Raw genomic sequence first — 18,164 nt, 5'->3', positions numbered from 1 at the left:
ATAGAATGAAAAAATTGTTATTGATCGCCGTGGCGATAGGCCTGTCTTTCCCGTTGCTGGCACAAACGAATTTCCGTTCGCTCTCTTTTTCGGAAGCGATGGATGCTGCCCGCCAAGAGAAGAAGCTAGTGTTTATTGATTTTTATACAGACTGGTGTGGTCCTTGTAAGAAGATGGCACGTGAGACATTCCCGCAGAAGAATGTCGGCAACTTTATGAATAAGAACTTCGTCTGTCTTAAGCTGAATGCCGAAAAAGAGGGCAAGGAGTTAGCAGCCCGTTATGCGGTGAAGGCTTATCCCACCTTTATTATCCTCGATACGGACGAAAAAGTGCGCTCGGAACTGAAAGGTGCGATGGACGGCGATGCATTTATAGCGAAGCTGAAGGCGGGACTGGACCCCGAACAGACGCCAGAGCGTATGGCAGAGCGTTATCAGGCAGGCGAACGTACGCCGGAACTGGTGAATAACTACGCATTGCACATGATGGAGCAGCGAAAAGAGAAGGAGGGCTTTGAGATAGTGAACAATTATTTCGAATCCTTGTCCGAAGCCGAACGCCTCAAGGCGGTGAATACCTTCCTCTTCACTCGCTATACGCTCAACATAGACGATGCAAAGGCACGTTTTATGGTGGCACATCGCGATGAGTTTGATGCGGCGGTGAAGGAAGAGATTGCAGAAAGAGTAGCTCGGTTGTATCGTGCGAAGTTAATCATGTATTTCTCCGGCTACCAGCTTCGTTCCAATCTTTATAAAGAAGAAGAGTATCAGACGTTGAAAAACGAGATTTGCAGTCTAGGACTGGACAAGGAGTACAAATACGCCCCGATGTTCCGCTTGATCGAAGGAAGGCTGATTTGCGATGATGAGGCCTATGTGGATATGTGCGTGAAAGAATATGACGGATTGGAAGAGGCCGACCGCAGTTTGCTGATAATGAATCTGACACGCCTGATTCAGACGGACGATGTGGCTATTTTGAAGCGGATGTCCGAATTCATACGCAATCATTTGCGCGAAATGGTGCCGAGTTGCATATCCGTTGCCAGCCGTGCGTTGGAGGATATCGAGTCGCGGATGAATAAGAAATGAAACTTTTACGGGTTAATAACCAGGTTGTTACAGAAGAGAGCAAATGTTTGTAGATATATTCCGGTGATAGTGTTTGAAGTATTGCTCCCTTGAAATAAGATGAGAATATCCCTAAAAAAGACATATACATAATGCATGGTTGGGAAGGAAAAAAGAGAATATGTAAATAACGTGAGTTCGATATAAGATCAAAAGATAGCAAGTTGTCCGTCATTGATATAGAATTCATCAAAGACAGGCAACTTACATTGTTTTAAGTTATATCGAACTGACGTTAAATAATATTCCATAAAAAGATAGAAGAATGGGGGATTTGAACTAAAAAATCAAGAGAAAAGTTCACGTAAACTAAAACTTTTCTCTTGATTTATTAGAAAAAGGAACATTTACTGAATATCCCATTTTAGGAATATCCCGATTTAGGAGATATCTACTGGAATTTTAGTTCACTTTCTCATTCATCTATATCTATTGATTCGTCATCTCTAAAAAATGTATTAAGATTAACATTACGCATCTTTTCGTCAATATAGGCTAACGATTGTTCCTTTGTATAATTGAGAATTTCAGAGTGATAACCAAATCGTTTATTTAGTATTGTTGCCAAACTATATACCCAATATGTTTCCCTCATCTGTAAAATGTATCCATCAATTTCTCTCGCCATAGTAACAATTCTACTATTTGCACCTATATTATCGACAAGGATGATAGTTGTCGTTGCATAGGTTTTTTTTCCAAGATCTAGAAAACGTTCAAAACGAGAAACCTTATCAAGGCTTACTTCAGTATTTCCCTTACCGATGAAACCGATATCAAATCTAACACCAATACCAGCCTTTATTAATAAGGTTGCATCACTTTCTCTTTTATCCAATCGTTCAGATAACCAAAAAACCTTATCTGACTTGGCAACATCCGACTTTTTTATATGATTAAAACCGAGAATAGTTAGAACTGAGCCCAAAACAAACTTTTCAAATGTTTTTCCATATAAGGATTTTTCAGACCCTCTTACGGTAAGAGTAGCAGCTCCAGCCGCAAGTAAGCATCTTAATAAGTTCTTCCATTTAAAAAAATACCCCTGCTCGTTGTAATTGACTTGTAGCGTAATATCTCCATAAGTATCCTCAATGTCGGCGCATATTTCACTCAAATTTGCATCAAAGACGTCAATGTAGTTTTCTAATTGAGTACCTCTAATAACATTCTGAATACTTTTACCAGTAAGTCCGATGAACCATAAAAGATATGTTTTCTCTTCAGACGAGAGCCTCATCCTGACATTTTTCTTAACCAAATCATTCAGTGTTTCTTCAAAATCTTGAAAAGATGAAAGGCCCTTCAAATATGTGACAATAATAGAAGTGCTCACAAGCAACACTCTTCTTTGTGTTAAACTCTCCGTTAAATCACGAACATTCCTTCCTTTGAGAATTGAAGCAACTACACCTTGAACAATCTCAAGCCCCAGTTTGTCAACAAACTCTTTACCACTATATTTAACCAAACTCAATCCTTGTGGAGCAATACAATCTGATAGTTTCATTGTTGTTAGAATAAAGTTACATTATTATTTAAGTCTATATTAACCCAATCAATGTTTATCAGATTTGTCAGATGAACAAAATCAGTTTTCATTAGGTTTACATATTTCTCATCCTGTTCAAGTAGAGCAAAGCGTCTATTTAGTTTTATCGCAGCTTTACCTGTCGTTCCTGTTCCTGCGAATGGATCTAAAACCACATCATTTTTTATGGAATAATACTTAATAACCTTTTCTGCTAATTCAACAGGAAATACCGCTGGATGGTGCTTATTATGAACAGGAGTGATTTTCCAAATGTTTGTAACATCGTAACCATCTTCAATTTTTGACTCTTGAAGAGCCTGTTGATCTGGATGCTCTCTAATTAGCCAGTCTATGAGTTTGTCTGTTTTCTTTCGGTAAACAAGTATATATTCAGTTATGGGCACAGGTTTATATTGCAAAGGATTTCTATCTGCTGCAAATCTCCTACCTCGTCCAGTTGCCCACCCTGCACCTTCAGGTTTTACCCAGTGAATATCATCTATAAATTCGAATCCTTCTTCAATGAAAATTCTATGAAAATCAAACGGCACAGCGATTCGTTTTGACGCTTCATTCCTACTTGTTCTACGAATAAGGACAGGTGAAACATTTAGTACAAAGAAACGACCTTCATTCAAAACACGTGCACATTGATGGATTATTTTACGCATTTTCAACAAATACTCTTCATAAGAAAGATATTCAGCATATTCTGGCTTAGCATTATAGTATGGGGGAGAAGTAAATACTAAATCAACACATTCGTTAGGCATATCCATTAGTAACTCTTCCGAATCACCCATACGAATGGTGTTGGATAACATAGAGATTTTAGGTGTTCTCTTACAATTTTTCTTTGATGACGAGAGAGGTTTCCTTCCTAAAAGTCTATTTTCTAAGATTTCTTTTGTTGTAGTTTTATTGATATCAACAAAGGATGAAATGGCATCAATTACTATTTCGCCAATTTTAGCACCATCCATAGATAAAACAGGCACTCTCCATATATCAAAACGGTCATCTATCTCTGGCAAGCCAAATTTGGTTACCTTATCAAGCTCGTATTCCTTGATATACACTAAGGCTACTGACTTCGCATACTTAACCGTTGATATTCTATAATTGTCTTTTTTATTCTTCCTCATATATACCTTGTATAATCTTGTCAAAGATAAGTAAAATTCCTCAATATTTCACTTCTGCTGCTCGTGAAACTTAAAAAGTGGCGTATGTAGGGAGTTATGTACTCCTTTCATACGCCATTAATGTCTATGCATAATACATCTTTGAAAGATGTTATATTTTAGAGATTTATCTTCAAAAGAATTATATACCTATTACTTGCAGTTAGTTGGCTTATTTACGACCTCCATATAACCTTCTCTTTAGGATTTGCTATTTTGGGAAGTATATCGCTGAAAATCAACTAGCTTAATGAGGCCATCTATCAGACCTTCTCTGCGTATTGGACATATATGCGCTGCAAATCAGTGATGGGACGGGTGAAAACAGCGCTTCGATACCTTCTTTTATCTCTCTATTTGCTTGCGAATCATAAGCGAAGCGGCAATACCGGGTATTGTGCAGATACACACCCAAATGAAGAAATTAGTGTATCCGAGTTGCTCCTGTAGCCATCCTGCGGGCATTCCCGGCAACATCATTCCAAGTGCCATAAATCCGGTGCCGATGGCGTAATGGGCCGTCTTGTGCTCACCCTCCGCGATGTATATCAGATAAAGTGTATAGGCCGTATAGCCGAATCCATAGCCCAACTGCTCGATGGCAACGCAAATGGCTATGTAGATGGGGTTGTCCGGAGTGGTGGCAGCCATCCACACATACAAAATGTCCGGTAAGTTGATAGCTAAGGCCATAGGGAGTAACCATTTTCTGAATCCGTCTCGCGAAACAAGGAAGCTGCTGATAATCCCTCCGGCCAACAGGGCGATGACGCCTATCGTGCCATAAATCATTCCGACTATTGCCGTAGATAATCCCAGGCCGCCTTTGTCCGCAGCGTCGAGCAGGAAAGGAGAGGCTATCTTGGCCAATTGCGACTCTCCTAACCGGTAGGTGAGCAGAAAGAAGAACATAAGTCCGACCTGTTTTTTCTTGAAGAAAGAGACGAAGGTTAGCAGGAAATTTTTCAGCAACTCCCCTGTTGCCACGCCGGGGCGCCTGGTGTCGGAATCGGGGCGGGGGAGGACGAAACGGTGATAGAGGGTGAGCGCGATAAATATTCCTGCCATCAGGTAGAACGTAATGCTCCAGGCTAAGGGAATATTGTTATGCGATGTCTCCAGCCATCCTGCCAGCATCACCAGAATTCCTTGTCCGAAGATATTGGCAAGCCGGTAGAATGTATTGCGGATACCTACAAAGAAAGATTGTTCTTTGTTGTTGAGTCCAAGCATATAGAAACCGTCTGCTGCAATGTCGTGCGTGGCGGAACTGAACGCTAAGAGCCAGAAAAAGGCAAGTGTAGACTGTACGTAGTGGGGCGTGGGAATAAAAAAGGCAATTCCTGCAAATCCGGCGGCAATAAGTCCCTGCATGGCGATAATCCAAGTGCGTTTCGTCTTGATCAAATCGACGAAAGGACTCCATAGAGGTTTGATTGTCCAGGGGAGATAAAGCCACGAGGTGTAAAGGGTTATTTCACTGTTCGACAATCCCAAGCGCTTGTACATGATGACGGCAATGGTCATTACTGCTACGAAAGGCAGCCCTTCGGCAAAGTAAAGAGTTGGAATCCAGCTCCAGGGGTTCCTTTTTGAGGTCGGTGTTTTCATGGTATCGGTCTGACTTTAGGTATATGGTCGCTCAATCGTACTGCCGGGGTAGTAGTGCGACAGTATCTCTTCGTAGGTATAGCCCTGCTCTCCCATTACGGCGGCGCCGATTTGGCAAAGCCCCACTCCATGCCCCCATCCCGCACCGGTAAGGATAAAGCGGGAGGGGAGTTCAGGCTCTTCTTCCGTGTATTCCTTGTCTACAACGAAGGCGGAACTGTAAAGATGGGAGGCGGATAGGGTGCGGCGTATTTCCAACTCTTTCCCGATGGTGAGCGTACGCAACGTTCCTACTATCTTCAACCGGACAAGGCGGCCGGAGGTTCCTCTTTCCACGGGAATCAAATCTATGATTTTTCCGAAATCAATTCCCGAACGTCGGTGAATCAGTTCGGACAATTCCTGTTGGGAGTAGCTGACTTTCCATCGATAGAAATCGGCTGTTTCTTGGTCGTAGGTGTTTAAAACCTGGTTGAGCATCTTCTTGTCCTGTGTGTTGCAGAATGCAACGGGCGAAGTACGTATCCATTGGTCGGCTTCGGTTTCTATGGTCAGGTCGGGCAGGCGGCGTTCCGTCCGACTGTCCCGTTGTCCGGTGAGATAGGGATGCTTTACGTATTCCCAGCAGTTTTGAAACTCCTCGAAAGCACCGCCGCAGCATTTGGAGAAGCGTGTGTCGCAAATCTTCTCTTCGTACATCAGCACTTCCCCCCGTGTGGCGGAAACGGCCTCAACAGCCTGCGGCGTTGAAGCACGTGTCATTCCCTGGTAACGTTGGCAATGGTCGTCGGCACACACATCAAAGTGCTTGTGGGCTTCGTGGTCGTACCATTTGAGTAGTTGGGAATTGAGAATCGGGAATTGGGAAATAGCCGGACTGGCCGGCTTTTCCTTTTCTGTTTTCAATTTGTTCAACAGCCAGCTTCGGGAGATGACAGCGTGTGCTTTCAGCAGTTCCAGTGAAGCAGTGGCACTCATTTCCGATGAGATAACATTGGTGAGGTACTCTTCGACAGGAATTAGATTGATAGCAGTCAGCCGGTTGCCCTCGACAATAATCTTCAGTTCTCCGGCAAATTGTTGAATTTCTTTACGTTCCCAATGGAAGTTGATGCCAATGGTTACGTCTTGCAGTTCAAAGAAAGAAGAAGCACGCTGTAGGGGAGTGAAGGATAATTCGTTGTACTCTTTGTTCTGCCAACGGATTTTCCCTTTCTGCCAAACGGCTTGCTGTGCTCCGGAGGTTGATGTTCCGTCCGAAGAGAGGAAAACTTCCGGAAAAGAGAAACGAATCTCTTTTTCCGAAAGGATGCCGACTGCTATTTGAGGTTCTGTCATAATAAGGCTTCGATGCGTTCTGTGATTTCTTGCGATTTTTCTTCGGATATGGATACTTCTTTGTAGATTTCATAAATCTTTTCAGGAGTTAATTTCTTCATATCTTCTTCACGCACAATCGGGAATATGCTGTTCATTTCGCCGATGGCAGGACTGACGAGAATCTGTTTGTCTCCTTCCGCATAATAACACTCTGGACGGTGTTTGCTGCGTAAGAAGATAAGGCAACTATAAGGAAGGTCGGCTACCTCCTCGAATTCGCTGTCGTAATCCTCTTCGAAATATTCTTTGGTGTTGTCCAGCCCATACCAGGCTAAAATATTCATCATGGGTTCTTTGCCGTTGCTGTCGGCGGCCAAGATGTCGTAAATCTGATGGAAGGCGGCAGACATTGTTTCCTTGCTGTCTGCTTTAATATTGATTAATTTGACCGGTTCGCTTACATAAGTTATGTTCAGCGTTTCGTTGTCTGTCAATACCGTGAAGTCGTTTCTGATTTCGTACCACATTCCACTTAAGCTCTCTCCCTTGCTGCAGGCTTGAAAATGAGCATGGTCGGGAGCGGAAGCACCACATTCCGGACCGTTGTACATGAGGAAATACTCGCTCATGACATTGGTCAAATCCATCATGTCCTCAAAACGTTCGGCTATGGATTGCGGTTTGTGTTCTTTGTCGACGATGGTGAGGTGCTGTTTGAAAATGGGATAGGGATTTACCAATATCTGGTAATTCCTGTAGTTGAGGCACTCTTGTTCCTGCGGGCGGTTTGTCTGGCAGAGGAAACAAGGGCGTGACTGGATGGAGGTAGCATCTGTCTGTGCGGTGGTCGACAGGATGCGCTTCGGGTTCGGGAACAACTGTGCTTCTATATAGGTATCATCTATCAGATCGGCGATGATTTTTGTCTGTGTCCGATACTGCTCCAAAGCCTGATGGTTTCCCTTGGCAAGTTTCCATGAAAGGATTTGTCTTTGGTATAGTTGTTCGATTTCTTCGCAGATGTTCTCTGGCGTGGTATCGTGTTGCCGGATGCGTTGTTCCAGTTCCCATGTGCGAAGCCGGTCTTTGTACAGGTTGTTTTGGTTGATTTTCTCAATAGGTAACGCAGCATCTGAGTTTCCCTCCCACCGGCGGCAAAGGTAAATCACATCGTATATTCTGCCTATCCGGTACTCGCGCGAGAATCTCAGTCCAAGAGCATAGTCTTCTCCATAGCTTGTGTTCGGCACTTTGATTTCCCTGAGCAGGGGAGTGTAGAATGCACGCGGAGCTCCCAAACCGTTGATACGTAAAGCGTTGTTCCGTCCGTTGTCCGGCGTCCATTCTTTATGGTCGATAATGCCCGGTGCTATTTCGTGCATATCGAAATCGGTCATCATGTAAGTGCCGATTACCATAGCACATTGCTCCTTGTAAAAGGTGTCGACAATGATTTGCAGCGTATGTTCGTCCTTGTAGATATCGTCACTGTCGAGCTGGACGGCGAATTTTCCGCATTTCTCATGGTGGATACCCACATTCCAGCATCCGCCGATGTTCAGGTCATCGTTGTCGGGAATCACATGAATCAGCCGTTCGTCGGCACTTAGTTCGCGAAGAACTTCGGTGGTGCCGTCTGTTGAGTGGTTGTCGATAACAATCACATTGAACGGAAAGGAAGTCTGTTGGCTTAAAGCCGAGCGGACGGCTTCTCGAATGGTACGGATGCGGTTACGTACGGGAATAATGACAGAAGCTTCGTAGGCGAAGTCGTAACCGGTAAAGTCGGCAGGCTTGGCCTCCAAATCTAAAAGTCCGCCAATCTTCTTCAGATGACAGGTGCAGGCGTGCTCCATTTCAATCTGTATCTGACGGTTTTTAGGATTTACATAATCAAACTGCTTTTCGTCATTTTTGCGCTTGTCGCTTTCTACTTCCGTATATAAATATTCGTTGATATGTATTAATTGACTCTTTTGGGATATGTTGAGTCTCAAATCATACAATCCGGCATATTGGTAATCTTTTTCAGTATCTTTTAGGGCGTTCTTAAAAGCGTTGGAGTCAAACAACAATACGGAACCGAAATCAAAGTCATCCCGCAGGCTGCCTGATTGATAGTCGATGACCGGAGCCGGTTGCTGTATACCGTCCACTTTCCGATAATGATCGGCGTAGACCATACCTGCCTGTGTCATTTCCATCACTTGTGTCATTCTTTCGAGAGCAAACGGAATCATTTTGAGTGCAGTGCGTTTGGTGTAAAGCAAGGTATATGTCTTGTCGGAGTGTGCGGCAATAGCTTGCATAGCTTGTGTGGATTGCACATTCTCTACAGTGATAACTTCGCAGTCGGGGATGCAAACATCGGTCATTGGCGGAGCCAATAAATAAATTTTGTCTACCGGCGCAGATGCACGCAATTCTTTAACCGTCTGCATAGTTTCTTCCAATCGGCCGAAAGGAAGGAAACAGTTGATTGTTGTTTTCATTAATTTGTTTTATTACGGGTAATAAGATATTTTTGAGATGCACCGGCGCGGAGAGCTGTATGTTTGAAATCACACAAGATACTTCGGATGTTTTTTGAAACTTTAGGGATGCATATGTCTACTTTGATACACGATTGTTTTTGTGCGGGGTCGGCGATATGCATTTCTGCATGATCGCGGCAGATATTTTTGATAATTAAAGCACACGGCTTATCTACCTGTATGGTGATGTCCTTATGGCTGAACGTACCTTCACGGTAGAATACCATTTGCCAGATGCCCAGCTTCTTGTGTCTTACAATCTGCATGGTGTCCGTATTGGCTATGATTTCGACGGGATTCTTTTTGTTGTATGTTTCCATCTGCCGGGGGGAAGTTATTCCGGGGGCAATGATATAGGCGTAAGAGTTATTGCGAGGGTTGGTTCCGTGGTCGAATCCGAGTGTGAAGACATCCCGGTGTTGCATCTCTTTGGGCTGGGTACGGTTAATGTCGTACCACGAGCCGCTTTGCTGCCGGTTGCTTAGGAATATCTTGCCCCCTTGAGGGAAGAGATAGCCGATTCCGTTGTGCCATATCCAGTCGGGTGAGTCGTGGAAGAATTCTCCTTCTTTAATGGTTGACTGTCTGTTGCGTTGTGACAACAGTATGTGCGTATTGTTGAGCAGACATTGGTTGATAGTGGTGTATAAAGGGGCTTGGGCAGAGGAATGGATTCCTGCTCCTAAGCACACTATTTCGTTGTCGAAGAAGAACCACGCCTTTTTAGCTTGAGTGTTGATACCTGCATAGTTGTCTGTATAGTCGTAGACGGACACTCCGTAGAGGCTGTCGGATACGCCGCCGGCAAAAACCGACGTTCCTTTGGTCTGCCAGTCGCTCGGCGCCATTGGAATCGTATCCAGTTGCGGAGCAGTGGTACCGGGGATTCTGCACCAGTTCCATACAGGGAAAATACCTGCATATTCGTCTCCTTGCGTCACTATATTGGTACAGCCGTCTGACATGAAATACGTTTTCAGATTTTCTCCGTTGCCATATTCGCAACGCATGGTTCGGTTGGATACCATACGTACGTCGAAGGTATATCCTGGGCGTACGTGCAGGGTATAGTCGCCTCGGAAGTAGTGGGTGTGCAGCGGTTGCAACTTGTAGTCGGCAGGCTGCTCGCCTTCCAGGCGGGCGATGATAGCCTTGTATTCATCGGCGTGCTTCGGGTCTAAGACAATCATCCGTTGGGCAAACAGGGCGGTGGCACTCTTGTCGGTAATGTTTTTCCGACTTATTCCTCTGCCGAGCACGTCGAAGAGCATATGTTTTCCACGTATGGTCTGGTAGTAAGTTCCGCGCATGAATTTGCTGAGGAGTTGTATCTTTTCATCGCTCAATGCATAGGGGGTTCCTTGCGTGTATATGGCTACTTGGGTGATTCCTTTCAGGATTTCATCGCCATATCCTCCGATATAAAGTTGCACACCGTGCTGGAAGTAGGAGTTATCATGCTGGAATCCCTCCTTGACCGTATATTCTATCGGGCTATAAGCATTTTCAAGGGCTGTTTTCAGGTCGGTTTCGTTTTTCTCCAGGCACGACCGGTAAATCCAGTGCAGGGCGATATCTGTCCGGTTGGCACCTGTCCATTTGGCGGGGTGTCCTCCTTCTTTGCGTATGCGTTGCAGGGTTTTCGTTTCCAGTGCGGGAGGAAGTTGTTTTTTGCCGGTGCGCATCTGTATAAGCAATATACCGATTTTCTGCGGTTCGGCAATCTGATTGTACCACCAGTTGTTGCAGTGCGGATTGCGTTCGTACCAATACTCCAAGCCTTTTACTATCTTGTTGTAGATATCTTCGTTCTGATAATATGTATTCTGCGGATGCGTGTAGGCAAAGGCGAAATCGTAGAGCCGGTTTATGTGGATGAGGGGTTCCCAGTTGGTGCGGTCGCGACGGCCGTAGTCTATGTCGGTAAAGCATCCTTTGCCGTCATCGTACTTGTGCAGTATGTTGTCGATATGCGGATTCTGTGCGAAGTCCGTTCTTATCTTTTCCATTAATGTTTCAAATACGTCATTGGGAGAGTGCGGCGTCCCGTTGTTTGTACTGGCTGCTGCCGTGTGGGTTGTCAATAATTGGACGGTTAGTAATAAGATAATGATGTGGAAAGTGATTCTCATATTATTGAGGTTTGATACGTTGTAATAAATATAGTGGCAAATGTAAGTATAAATATTGATTTATAGACACCGGATGGAGAAAAACCTGTGCCGATGTTTGCCCAATATCTGTTTTCTGATGATTTGGTTCCTGAATTTCGTGTGTTAGTGGGGGATACAAAGACGAGGATATACATACACTATTCCGTTTGGGAAATGTATGTATATCCTCGTTCTATTAAGGAGTCTGTTTATTTTTCGTCGTTTTTTCTGATTTCCACACGGCGAATCTTGCCACTGATAGTCTTGGGAAGCTCGTTGACAAATTCAATTACGCGCGGATATTTATAAGGAGCAGTTACTTTCTTCACATGATTCTGCAACTCCTTAATCAGTTCTTCTCCGGCACGTGCTTTGTACTCTTTCGACAGCACAATCGTAGCTTTTACTACCTGCCCGCGAATCTCGTCGGGTACTCCGGTGATGGCGCATTCCACAACGGCGGGGTGAGTCATCAGGGCACTTTCTACTTCAAAGGGGCCGATGCGGTAGCCGGAACTTTTGATAACGTCGTCGGCACGACCTACGAACCAAAGATAGCCGTCTTCGTCTTTCCATGCAACGTCGCCTGTGTAATAGATACCGTCGTGCCATGCTTCGCGTGTACGTTCCGCATCACGATAGTACTCTTTGAAAAGTCCGAGGGGCTTGCCTTTGCTTGTATGGATAACAATTTGGCCCTGTTCTCCGGCTTCGACCGAGCGACCTTCGCAGTCTATCAGGTCTACATCGTATTGCGGGTTGGGCAGTCCCATACTTCCTGGTTTCGGCTCCATCCACGGCATGGTGGCTACGGTGAGGGTTGTTTCCGTCTGTCCGAAGCCTTCCATCAGCTTGATACCCGTTAGTTTCTTGAATGTTTCGAATACGGCGGGGTTCAGAGCCTCTCCGGCGATGGTGCAGTATTTGAGTGAGGAGAGGTCGAACTTCATCAGGTCTTCGTGAATCAGGAAGCGGAAGATGGTGGGCGGCGCGCAGAGAGAGGTGACGCGATGGTTCTGTATCATTTCGAGGATGGCAGCAGGCGTGAACTTCTCGTGGTCATACACGAAGATGTTGGCTCCGGCAATCCATTGCCCATACAGTTTTCCCCATACGGCTTTTCCCCAACCGGTGTCGGCAATGGTGAGATGAAGGCTCTCTTCGTCCAGGTTGTGCCAAAAGCTGCCTGTGGCGATATGTCCCAACGGATAGGTGAAGTCGTGTGCTACCATTTTGGGTTCGCCGGTAGTGCCGGATGTGAAATACATCAGCGAGATGTCGTCGTTGGTATTTGCACGTCTCGGGCGCACGAATGGAGCGGCGTTCTCTATTCCCCGGTGGAAGTCTTCGAAGCCTTCGGGAATTTCCGGTCCGACGCTAATCAGTTTTTCGACAGTGGGGCAGTCGGGCAGAGCGTCTTTGATATGTTGCAGGATGATTCCTTCGCCGGCAGCCACAATCATTTTGATGTCGGCGGCGTTGCAACGGTAGACGATATCCTTTTTGGTCAACAGATGAGTGGCGGGGATAACCGTTGCCCCCAATTTGTGTAGAGCGATGGTACTGTACCAAAACTCGTAGCGGCGTTTCAGAATCAGCATCACCATATCGCCGCGACCGATGCCCAGGCTTTGGAAGTAAGAGGCGGTCATGTCCGTGTACCGCTTTATGTCGGCAAATGAGAACTGGCGGCTTTCGCCTTTGTCGTTTGTCCAAAGCAGTGCGTTTTTGTCGGGTTGCTCGGCAGCCCAGGCGTCTACCACGTCATAGCCGAAGTTGAAGTTTTCCGGAACGTTTATTTTGAAGTTCTTCTTGAAGTCCTCTTGCGAACTGAAAGAGGTCTGTGATAAAAATCTTTCTACCATGATGTTGATTACATAATTACTGCCAGAAAACGTAACGTTTTGCCATCGAGCGCTTTCATGCCATGTGGGAGTTTGGAATTGAAATAGATGCTGTCGCCTTGATTGAGGATGATGTCTTTGCCTTCGATATTGATAAGCATACGGCCTTCAATCACCAGGTTGAATTCTTGTCCGGTGTGTTGGTTGTAGTGTATAGGCTCGTCTTTCGCTTTGGGTTCGACGGTGACGATGAACGGGTCGGCAACGCGGTTCATGAAGCCCGAAGCCAACGACTGGTATTTGTAGGCTTTCGTACGTTCGATGCTGACGCCTTTGCCGGCACGGGTTACGAAATAGCTGCTCATTTTCGGTTCTTCGCCGAACATCAGTGTATCGAGCGAGACGTTATATGTGCGCGCTATCTTTTGCAACATACTGACGGAGATGTCATACTCGCCGGTCTCTGCAAGGCGGTACTCTTCTACGGGGACGTCACAGTTATGTGCCATGTCGGCGGTAGTCAGTTCAAACACCTCGCGCAATCCGCGAAGGCGTTCGGCTATCTGTTTAATTTGGTCATTCATATGATTGGTTGTTTAGTTGTTAATTATCATTTCGATGCTTTCATTGCCCGGATAACGGCGGTGGTAAACCCGTTGTGATCCAGTTCGTTGATACCTTTGATGGTGATTCCGCCGGGAGTGGTTACCTTGTCGATTTCTACGGCGGGATGAGTGTCGTTGTTCAGAAGCAGTGCGGCGGCTCCTTTCAGCGATTGGGCTATCAGGGTCGTTGCATCCTTTGGGCGGATACCCATTTCGATGCCGGCCTGCATGGCTGCCTGTACATATTTAAGCACATAGGCAAGGCCGCAGGAAGCCAGTGCGGTGGCGGCTGCGATTTTCTCTTCGGGGATGAGCATCACTGTGCCCATTTCGCTGAAAAGACGGAGGATGAATGCGTCCTGTTCGTCGCTCGTATTGCGTGCCGCAACGAGTGTCATGCTTTCCCGTTCGCTGATAGCGGTATTGGGGATAAGGCGGAACATCGGCATCTCTGGTGATACTACATGATGTGCCAATTCTTCAAAACTTATACCGGTAGCCACCGATATAAGTATCTGCCTGCTTTTTAGCTTCAGTTCGTGCATGACAGGCTGCATGAGCCAGGGCTTTACGGCAAGGATGACGATATCTGCTCCTGTTGCCGCTTCGGTGTTGTCGTGAGTGGTGGAGATGTTCGGAAATTCCTTTTTCAGTTGTTCCAATTTGTCCGCATGGGGGTTGGACACGATGATATCTGAGGCTGCTATCAGGCTTCCTTTTGCCAGACCACGGGCGATAGAACCGCCCATGTTGCCTGCACCGATGATGGCTATTTTCATATTACGCTTGTTTTTAATGACTTGTCACAGACAAAGGTAACGGTAAATTGCGAAAAAACAAAAAGCAGCCTGCATAAGAAATGAATTTCCGATAGAGACTGCTTTTAATTGTTGGCTGTTTATTAATCAAATGGATTGGTTAGAGTACCTTTCCGAACCGTGCGAGGAACTCGTCCGCTTCTTCCATGCTGAGGCAGAGCGGCGGCAAAAGACGCAGTACGTTCGTGCCGCTTGCTCCTGTAAATATATGCTCATCGTAAATGAGACGGCTACGTAATTCCTTGATGGGGTTTTCAAATTCAAGCCCAATCATAAGTCCACGTCCACGCACTTCTTTGATTTGCGGGAATTTCTTCAGTTCGTCCAGCAGGTAATTGCCCACTTCGGCCGCGTTTTCTATCAGGTTCTCCTGTTCGATGACGTCCATGACGGCGAGGGCTGCCGCACAAGCCAAGTGATTGCCGCCGAAAGTGGTTCCCAACTGTCCGTACACGGGTTTGAACATCGGACTGATAAGAACGCCTCCCATCGGGAAACCGTTTCCGATGCCTTTGGCTACGGTGATGATATCGGGCCGGATGTCATTGTATTGGTGAGCGAAGAACTTTCCGCTACGTCCGTATCCGCTTTGAATCTCGTCGAGAATCAGGATGGTTCCCGTTTCGGTACATACCTTGCGGAGTTCCTGCATGAATCCGGCTGTCGGTATCTTGATGCCGCCTACGCCTTGTATACCTTCGATGATAACGGCACATACGTCTCCTTTCGATAACTCCTGTCGCATGGCTTCGGTGTCGTTCAGAGGGAGATAGACAACGTGCCCGTTATTGTTGATAGGAGCGATGATGGAGGGATTGTGGGTGGCTTCCACTGCCAGCGAGGTACGTCCGTGGAAGGCTTTGGTGAAGGCAACTACTTTGGTGCGTCCATTGTGGAAGGAGGCCAACTTCAGGGCGTTTTCGTTTGCTTCGGCACCGCTGTTGATAAGAAACAGCGTGTAGTCGTCGTAACCCGAAATCTTACCCAAGCGTTCGGCTACCTGCTGTTGCAGCTTGTTGATTACCGAGTTTGAGTAGAAACCGAGGTTGGCTACCTGGTTGCTGATTTGCTCTACATAGTGAGGATGTGCATGGCCGATGGAGATAACGGCGTGACCTCCGTAGAGGTCGAGATATTCCGTTCCGTTCTCGTCCCACACCTTGCAGCCTTTTCCTTTGACTATATTAATATTGTATAAAGGATATACGTCGAATAAATTCATGTTGATAACGATTAGTTGTTCCGTTGTTAAAACGCACTGGGTTTCAAACGCAGTCCCACAGTCTCTTCCAGGTTGAACATCAGGTTCATGTTGTGAACCGCTTGTCCGCTGGCGCCTTTCAGCAGGTTGTCGATGCAGGAGATGACCAATAGCTTGTCGCCATGCTTCTCAAGATGTATCAGACACTTGTTGGTATTGACTACTTGTTTGAGGTCGATATTCTTGTCTACGATGTGCACAAAGGAGTCCTTCGCGTAGTACTCTTCGTACATACGGACGATTTCTTCGAGGGCTACTTTCGTCTTTACCACCAAAGTGGCGAAGATGCCGCGCGGGAAATCACCCCGGTACGGGATAAAGTCGATGTCGGAGTCGAAACTGTTCTGCAACTGTTGCAACGACTGTTTGATTTCGGGCACGTGCTGGTGTTCGAAAGCCTTGTAGACGCTGATGTTGTTGTTGCGCCAACTGAAATGGCTGGTAGCTCCCGGCTTCACACCGGCTCCGGTGCTGCCTGTGATGGCGTTTACCATGATGTCGTCCGTCAGCATGAGGTTCTTGGCAAGCGGGAGCAAGCCCAACTGGATACAAGTGGCGAAACATCCGGGATTGGCTACGTGCTTTGCCGTACAGGTGGCACGGCGGTTCAGCTCGGGCAGACCGTAGATGAAGTCGTGGCTGTCGCTTTTGATGCGGTAGTCCATCGAGAGGTCGATAATCTTCAACTCCTCCGGTATGGAGTGGCTCTCCATGAACTTCTTCGTGTCGCCGTGGGCGGTGCAGAAGAAAAGGACGTCGATTGCATCCAAAGGCAACTGGTCGGTGAATCTTAAATCCGTTTCACCGTACAGTCCTTCGTGTACGTCGGTGATTCTGTTTCCGGCATTGCTGCTGCTGTTGATAAATACGATTTCAGTCTCCGGATGGTTGAGCAGCAGGCGGATGAGTTCGCCTGCTGTATATCCTGCGCCGCCAATGATTCCTGCCTTAATCATATCTCTTCGTCTTTATGGTTGTTGTAATAGACGCGCAACGGGGTGGAAGTCACTTTGATGAATCCTTTCGCGTCGTCAGCCGTCCATCCTTTCTGCATTTCACCGTATTCTCCGAATTTGGTTTTCACGAGGTCGTCTTCCGATTCCACGCCTACGGTAGAGAAAGAGAGCGGACGGAGTTCGAGGATAGCCGTACCGTTCACGTTGCGCTGGCTTTCCTGCAACATGGCTTCGATGTCGCGCATCACGGGTTCCAGATATTGGCTCTCGTGCAGGAACATACCATACCAGTTGGCCACCTGGTCTTTCCAGTACTGCTGCCATTTGCTCAGCGTGTATTTTTCGAGGAAGCGGTGCGCGCCGATAATCAGCATCGGAGCGGCGGCCTCGAAACCTACGCGGCCTTTGATACCGATAATCGTGTCGCCTACGTGCATATCGCGACCGATACCGTAGGCGGCTCCTATCTCTTCCACTTTCTGTATGGCTTTGATGGGGTCGTCAAACTGCTCGTCGTTGACGGCTTTCAGTTCTCCCTTCTCGAAAGTCAGGCGAAGCTGTTCGCTGCCCTCCTTTTCCACGTGCTTCAGGTAAGCGGTTTCGGGCAATCCCTGAGCGGAGTCGAGTATTTCGCCGCCGCAGATGGAAGTACCCCACAAACCTACGTTATACGAGTATTTCAGTTTGGTGAAGTCGGCGCTGAAACCGTGTTTGTTCAGATAGTCGATTTCTTCCTGGCGGCTCAGTGCCATGTCGCGGGTGAGCGTGATGATTTCCACATTCGGAGCCAGCACGAGGAAAGTCATGTCGAAACGAATCTGGTCGTTGCCCGCTCCGGTAGAACCGTGTGCAATGGCGTCGGCGCCGATTTCGTTGGCATAACGTGCGATGGCCAAGGCCTGGAAGATACGTTCGGAACTTACCGAGATGGGGTACGTCCCGTTGCGCAGCACGTTTCCGTAAACCATATATTTGAGGCTCTTCTCGTAGTATTCGCGGGTGACGTCGAGTGTGACGTATTTCACCGCTCCCAATTTGTAGGCGTTCTCTTCGTTCGTCTTCAGTTGTTCTTCGCTGAAACCGCCTGTGTTGGCGCAGGCAGCATATACTTCGTAACCTTTCTCTTTGGCGAGGTACATGACGGTGAACGATGTGTCCAGTCCGCCACTGAAGGCCACCACTACTTTTTTCTTTTTTTCTTCCATGAC

At 46.6% G+C, this 18,164-nt stretch carries 13 protein-coding genes; 1 reads left to right on the top strand and 12 read right to left on the bottom strand.

Features of this window, described 5'->3' with window-relative positions:
* Nucleotides 1-5 precede the first annotated feature (5 nt).
* The gene (locus QZ331_RS03755; protein ID WP_294628197.1) at nucleotides 6-1,097 is read left to right on the top strand and encodes a thioredoxin domain-containing protein; all 1,092 of its coding nucleotides are present in this window, start codon (nucleotides 6-8) and stop codon (nucleotides 1,095-1,097) included.
* A gap of 454 nt (nucleotides 1,098-1,551) precedes the next feature.
* Here the strand turns inward: QZ331_RS03755 and QZ331_RS03750 are convergent, their stop codons facing one another.
* The 12 genes from QZ331_RS03750 to QZ331_RS03695 all read right to left on the bottom strand — a co-directional run bounded on the left by QZ331_RS03750 (nucleotide 1,552) and on the right by QZ331_RS03695 (nucleotide 18,161).
* Nucleotides 1,552-2,646, bottom strand: coding sequence for a CfrBI family restriction endonuclease (locus QZ331_RS03750; RefSeq protein ID WP_294628195.1), 1,095 nt, complete (start codon nucleotides 2,644-2,646; stop codon nucleotides 1,552-1,554).
* Between the two features lie 5 nt (nucleotides 2,647-2,651).
* Nucleotides 2,652-3,815, bottom strand: a complete 1,164-nt coding sequence (locus QZ331_RS03745; protein WP_294628193.1) for a site-specific DNA-methyltransferase — start codon at nucleotides 3,813-3,815, stop codon at nucleotides 2,652-2,654.
* A gap of 384 nt (nucleotides 3,816-4,199) precedes the next feature.
* A complete protein-coding gene (locus tag QZ331_RS03740) occupies nucleotides 4,200-5,465 on the bottom strand; it encodes an MFS transporter (protein ID WP_294628191.1) in 1,266 nt (421 codons plus the stop codon).
* Between the two features lie 15 nt (nucleotides 5,466-5,480).
* On the bottom strand, nucleotides 5,481-6,803 hold the full coding sequence (locus QZ331_RS03735; RefSeq protein WP_294628189.1) for a SpoIID/LytB domain-containing protein: 1,323 nt from the start codon (nucleotides 6,801-6,803) through the stop codon (nucleotides 5,481-5,483).
* Nucleotides 6,800-9,277 (bottom strand): DUF4922 domain-containing protein, encoded by a 2,478-nt coding sequence (locus QZ331_RS03730; protein ID WP_294628187.1) that lies wholly within the window; start codon nucleotides 9,275-9,277, stop codon nucleotides 6,800-6,802. The genes QZ331_RS03735 and QZ331_RS03730 overlap by 4 nt, the downstream gene beginning before the upstream one ends.
* Nucleotides 9,277-11,451 (bottom strand): polysaccharide lyase 8 family protein, encoded by a 2,175-nt coding sequence (locus QZ331_RS03725; protein WP_294628185.1) that lies wholly within the window; start codon nucleotides 11,449-11,451, stop codon nucleotides 9,277-9,279. The genes QZ331_RS03730 and QZ331_RS03725 overlap by 1 nt, the downstream gene beginning before the upstream one ends.
* A 230-nt stretch (nucleotides 11,452-11,681) precedes the next feature.
* On the bottom strand, nucleotides 11,682-13,337 hold the full coding sequence (locus QZ331_RS03720; protein WP_294628183.1) for an AMP-binding protein: 1,656 nt from the start codon (nucleotides 13,335-13,337) through the stop codon (nucleotides 11,682-11,684).
* 8 nt (nucleotides 13,338-13,345) lie between these two features.
* Nucleotides 13,346-13,900 (bottom strand): XRE family transcriptional regulator, encoded by a 555-nt coding sequence (locus tag QZ331_RS03715; RefSeq protein WP_294628181.1) that lies wholly within the window; start codon nucleotides 13,898-13,900, stop codon nucleotides 13,346-13,348.
* Nucleotides 13,901-13,926: 26 nt separating this feature from the next.
* Nucleotides 13,927-14,700, bottom strand: coding sequence for a pyrroline-5-carboxylate reductase (gene proC / locus QZ331_RS03710; RefSeq protein WP_294628179.1), 774 nt, complete (start codon nucleotides 14,698-14,700; stop codon nucleotides 13,927-13,929).
* Nucleotides 14,701-14,839: 139 nt separating this feature from the next.
* A complete protein-coding gene (locus QZ331_RS03705) occupies nucleotides 14,840-15,961 on the bottom strand; it encodes an aminotransferase class III-fold pyridoxal phosphate-dependent enzyme (RefSeq protein WP_294628177.1) in 1,122 nt (373 codons plus the stop codon).
* Nucleotides 15,962-15,987: 26 nt separating this feature from the next.
* Nucleotides 15,988-16,956, bottom strand: a complete 969-nt coding sequence (gene argC, locus QZ331_RS03700; protein ID WP_294628175.1) for an N-acetyl-gamma-glutamyl-phosphate reductase — start codon at nucleotides 16,954-16,956, stop codon at nucleotides 15,988-15,990.
* The gene (locus QZ331_RS03695) at nucleotides 16,953-18,161 is read right to left on the bottom strand and encodes an argininosuccinate synthase domain-containing protein (protein WP_294628173.1); all 1,209 of its coding nucleotides are present in this window, start codon (nucleotides 18,159-18,161) and stop codon (nucleotides 16,953-16,955) included. Before QZ331_RS03695 ends, argC begins: the two co-directional genes overlap by 4 nt.
* Nucleotides 18,162-18,164 lie beyond the last annotated feature (3 nt).

Source organism: uncultured Bacteroides sp. (genome assembly GCF_910586915.1).
Classification (GTDB): Bacteria; Bacteroidota; Bacteroidia; order Bacteroidales; family Bacteroidaceae; genus Bacteroides.
Note: the sequence above shows the minus strand (reverse complement) of the source record. Positions and strands in the feature narration are given on the sequence as shown.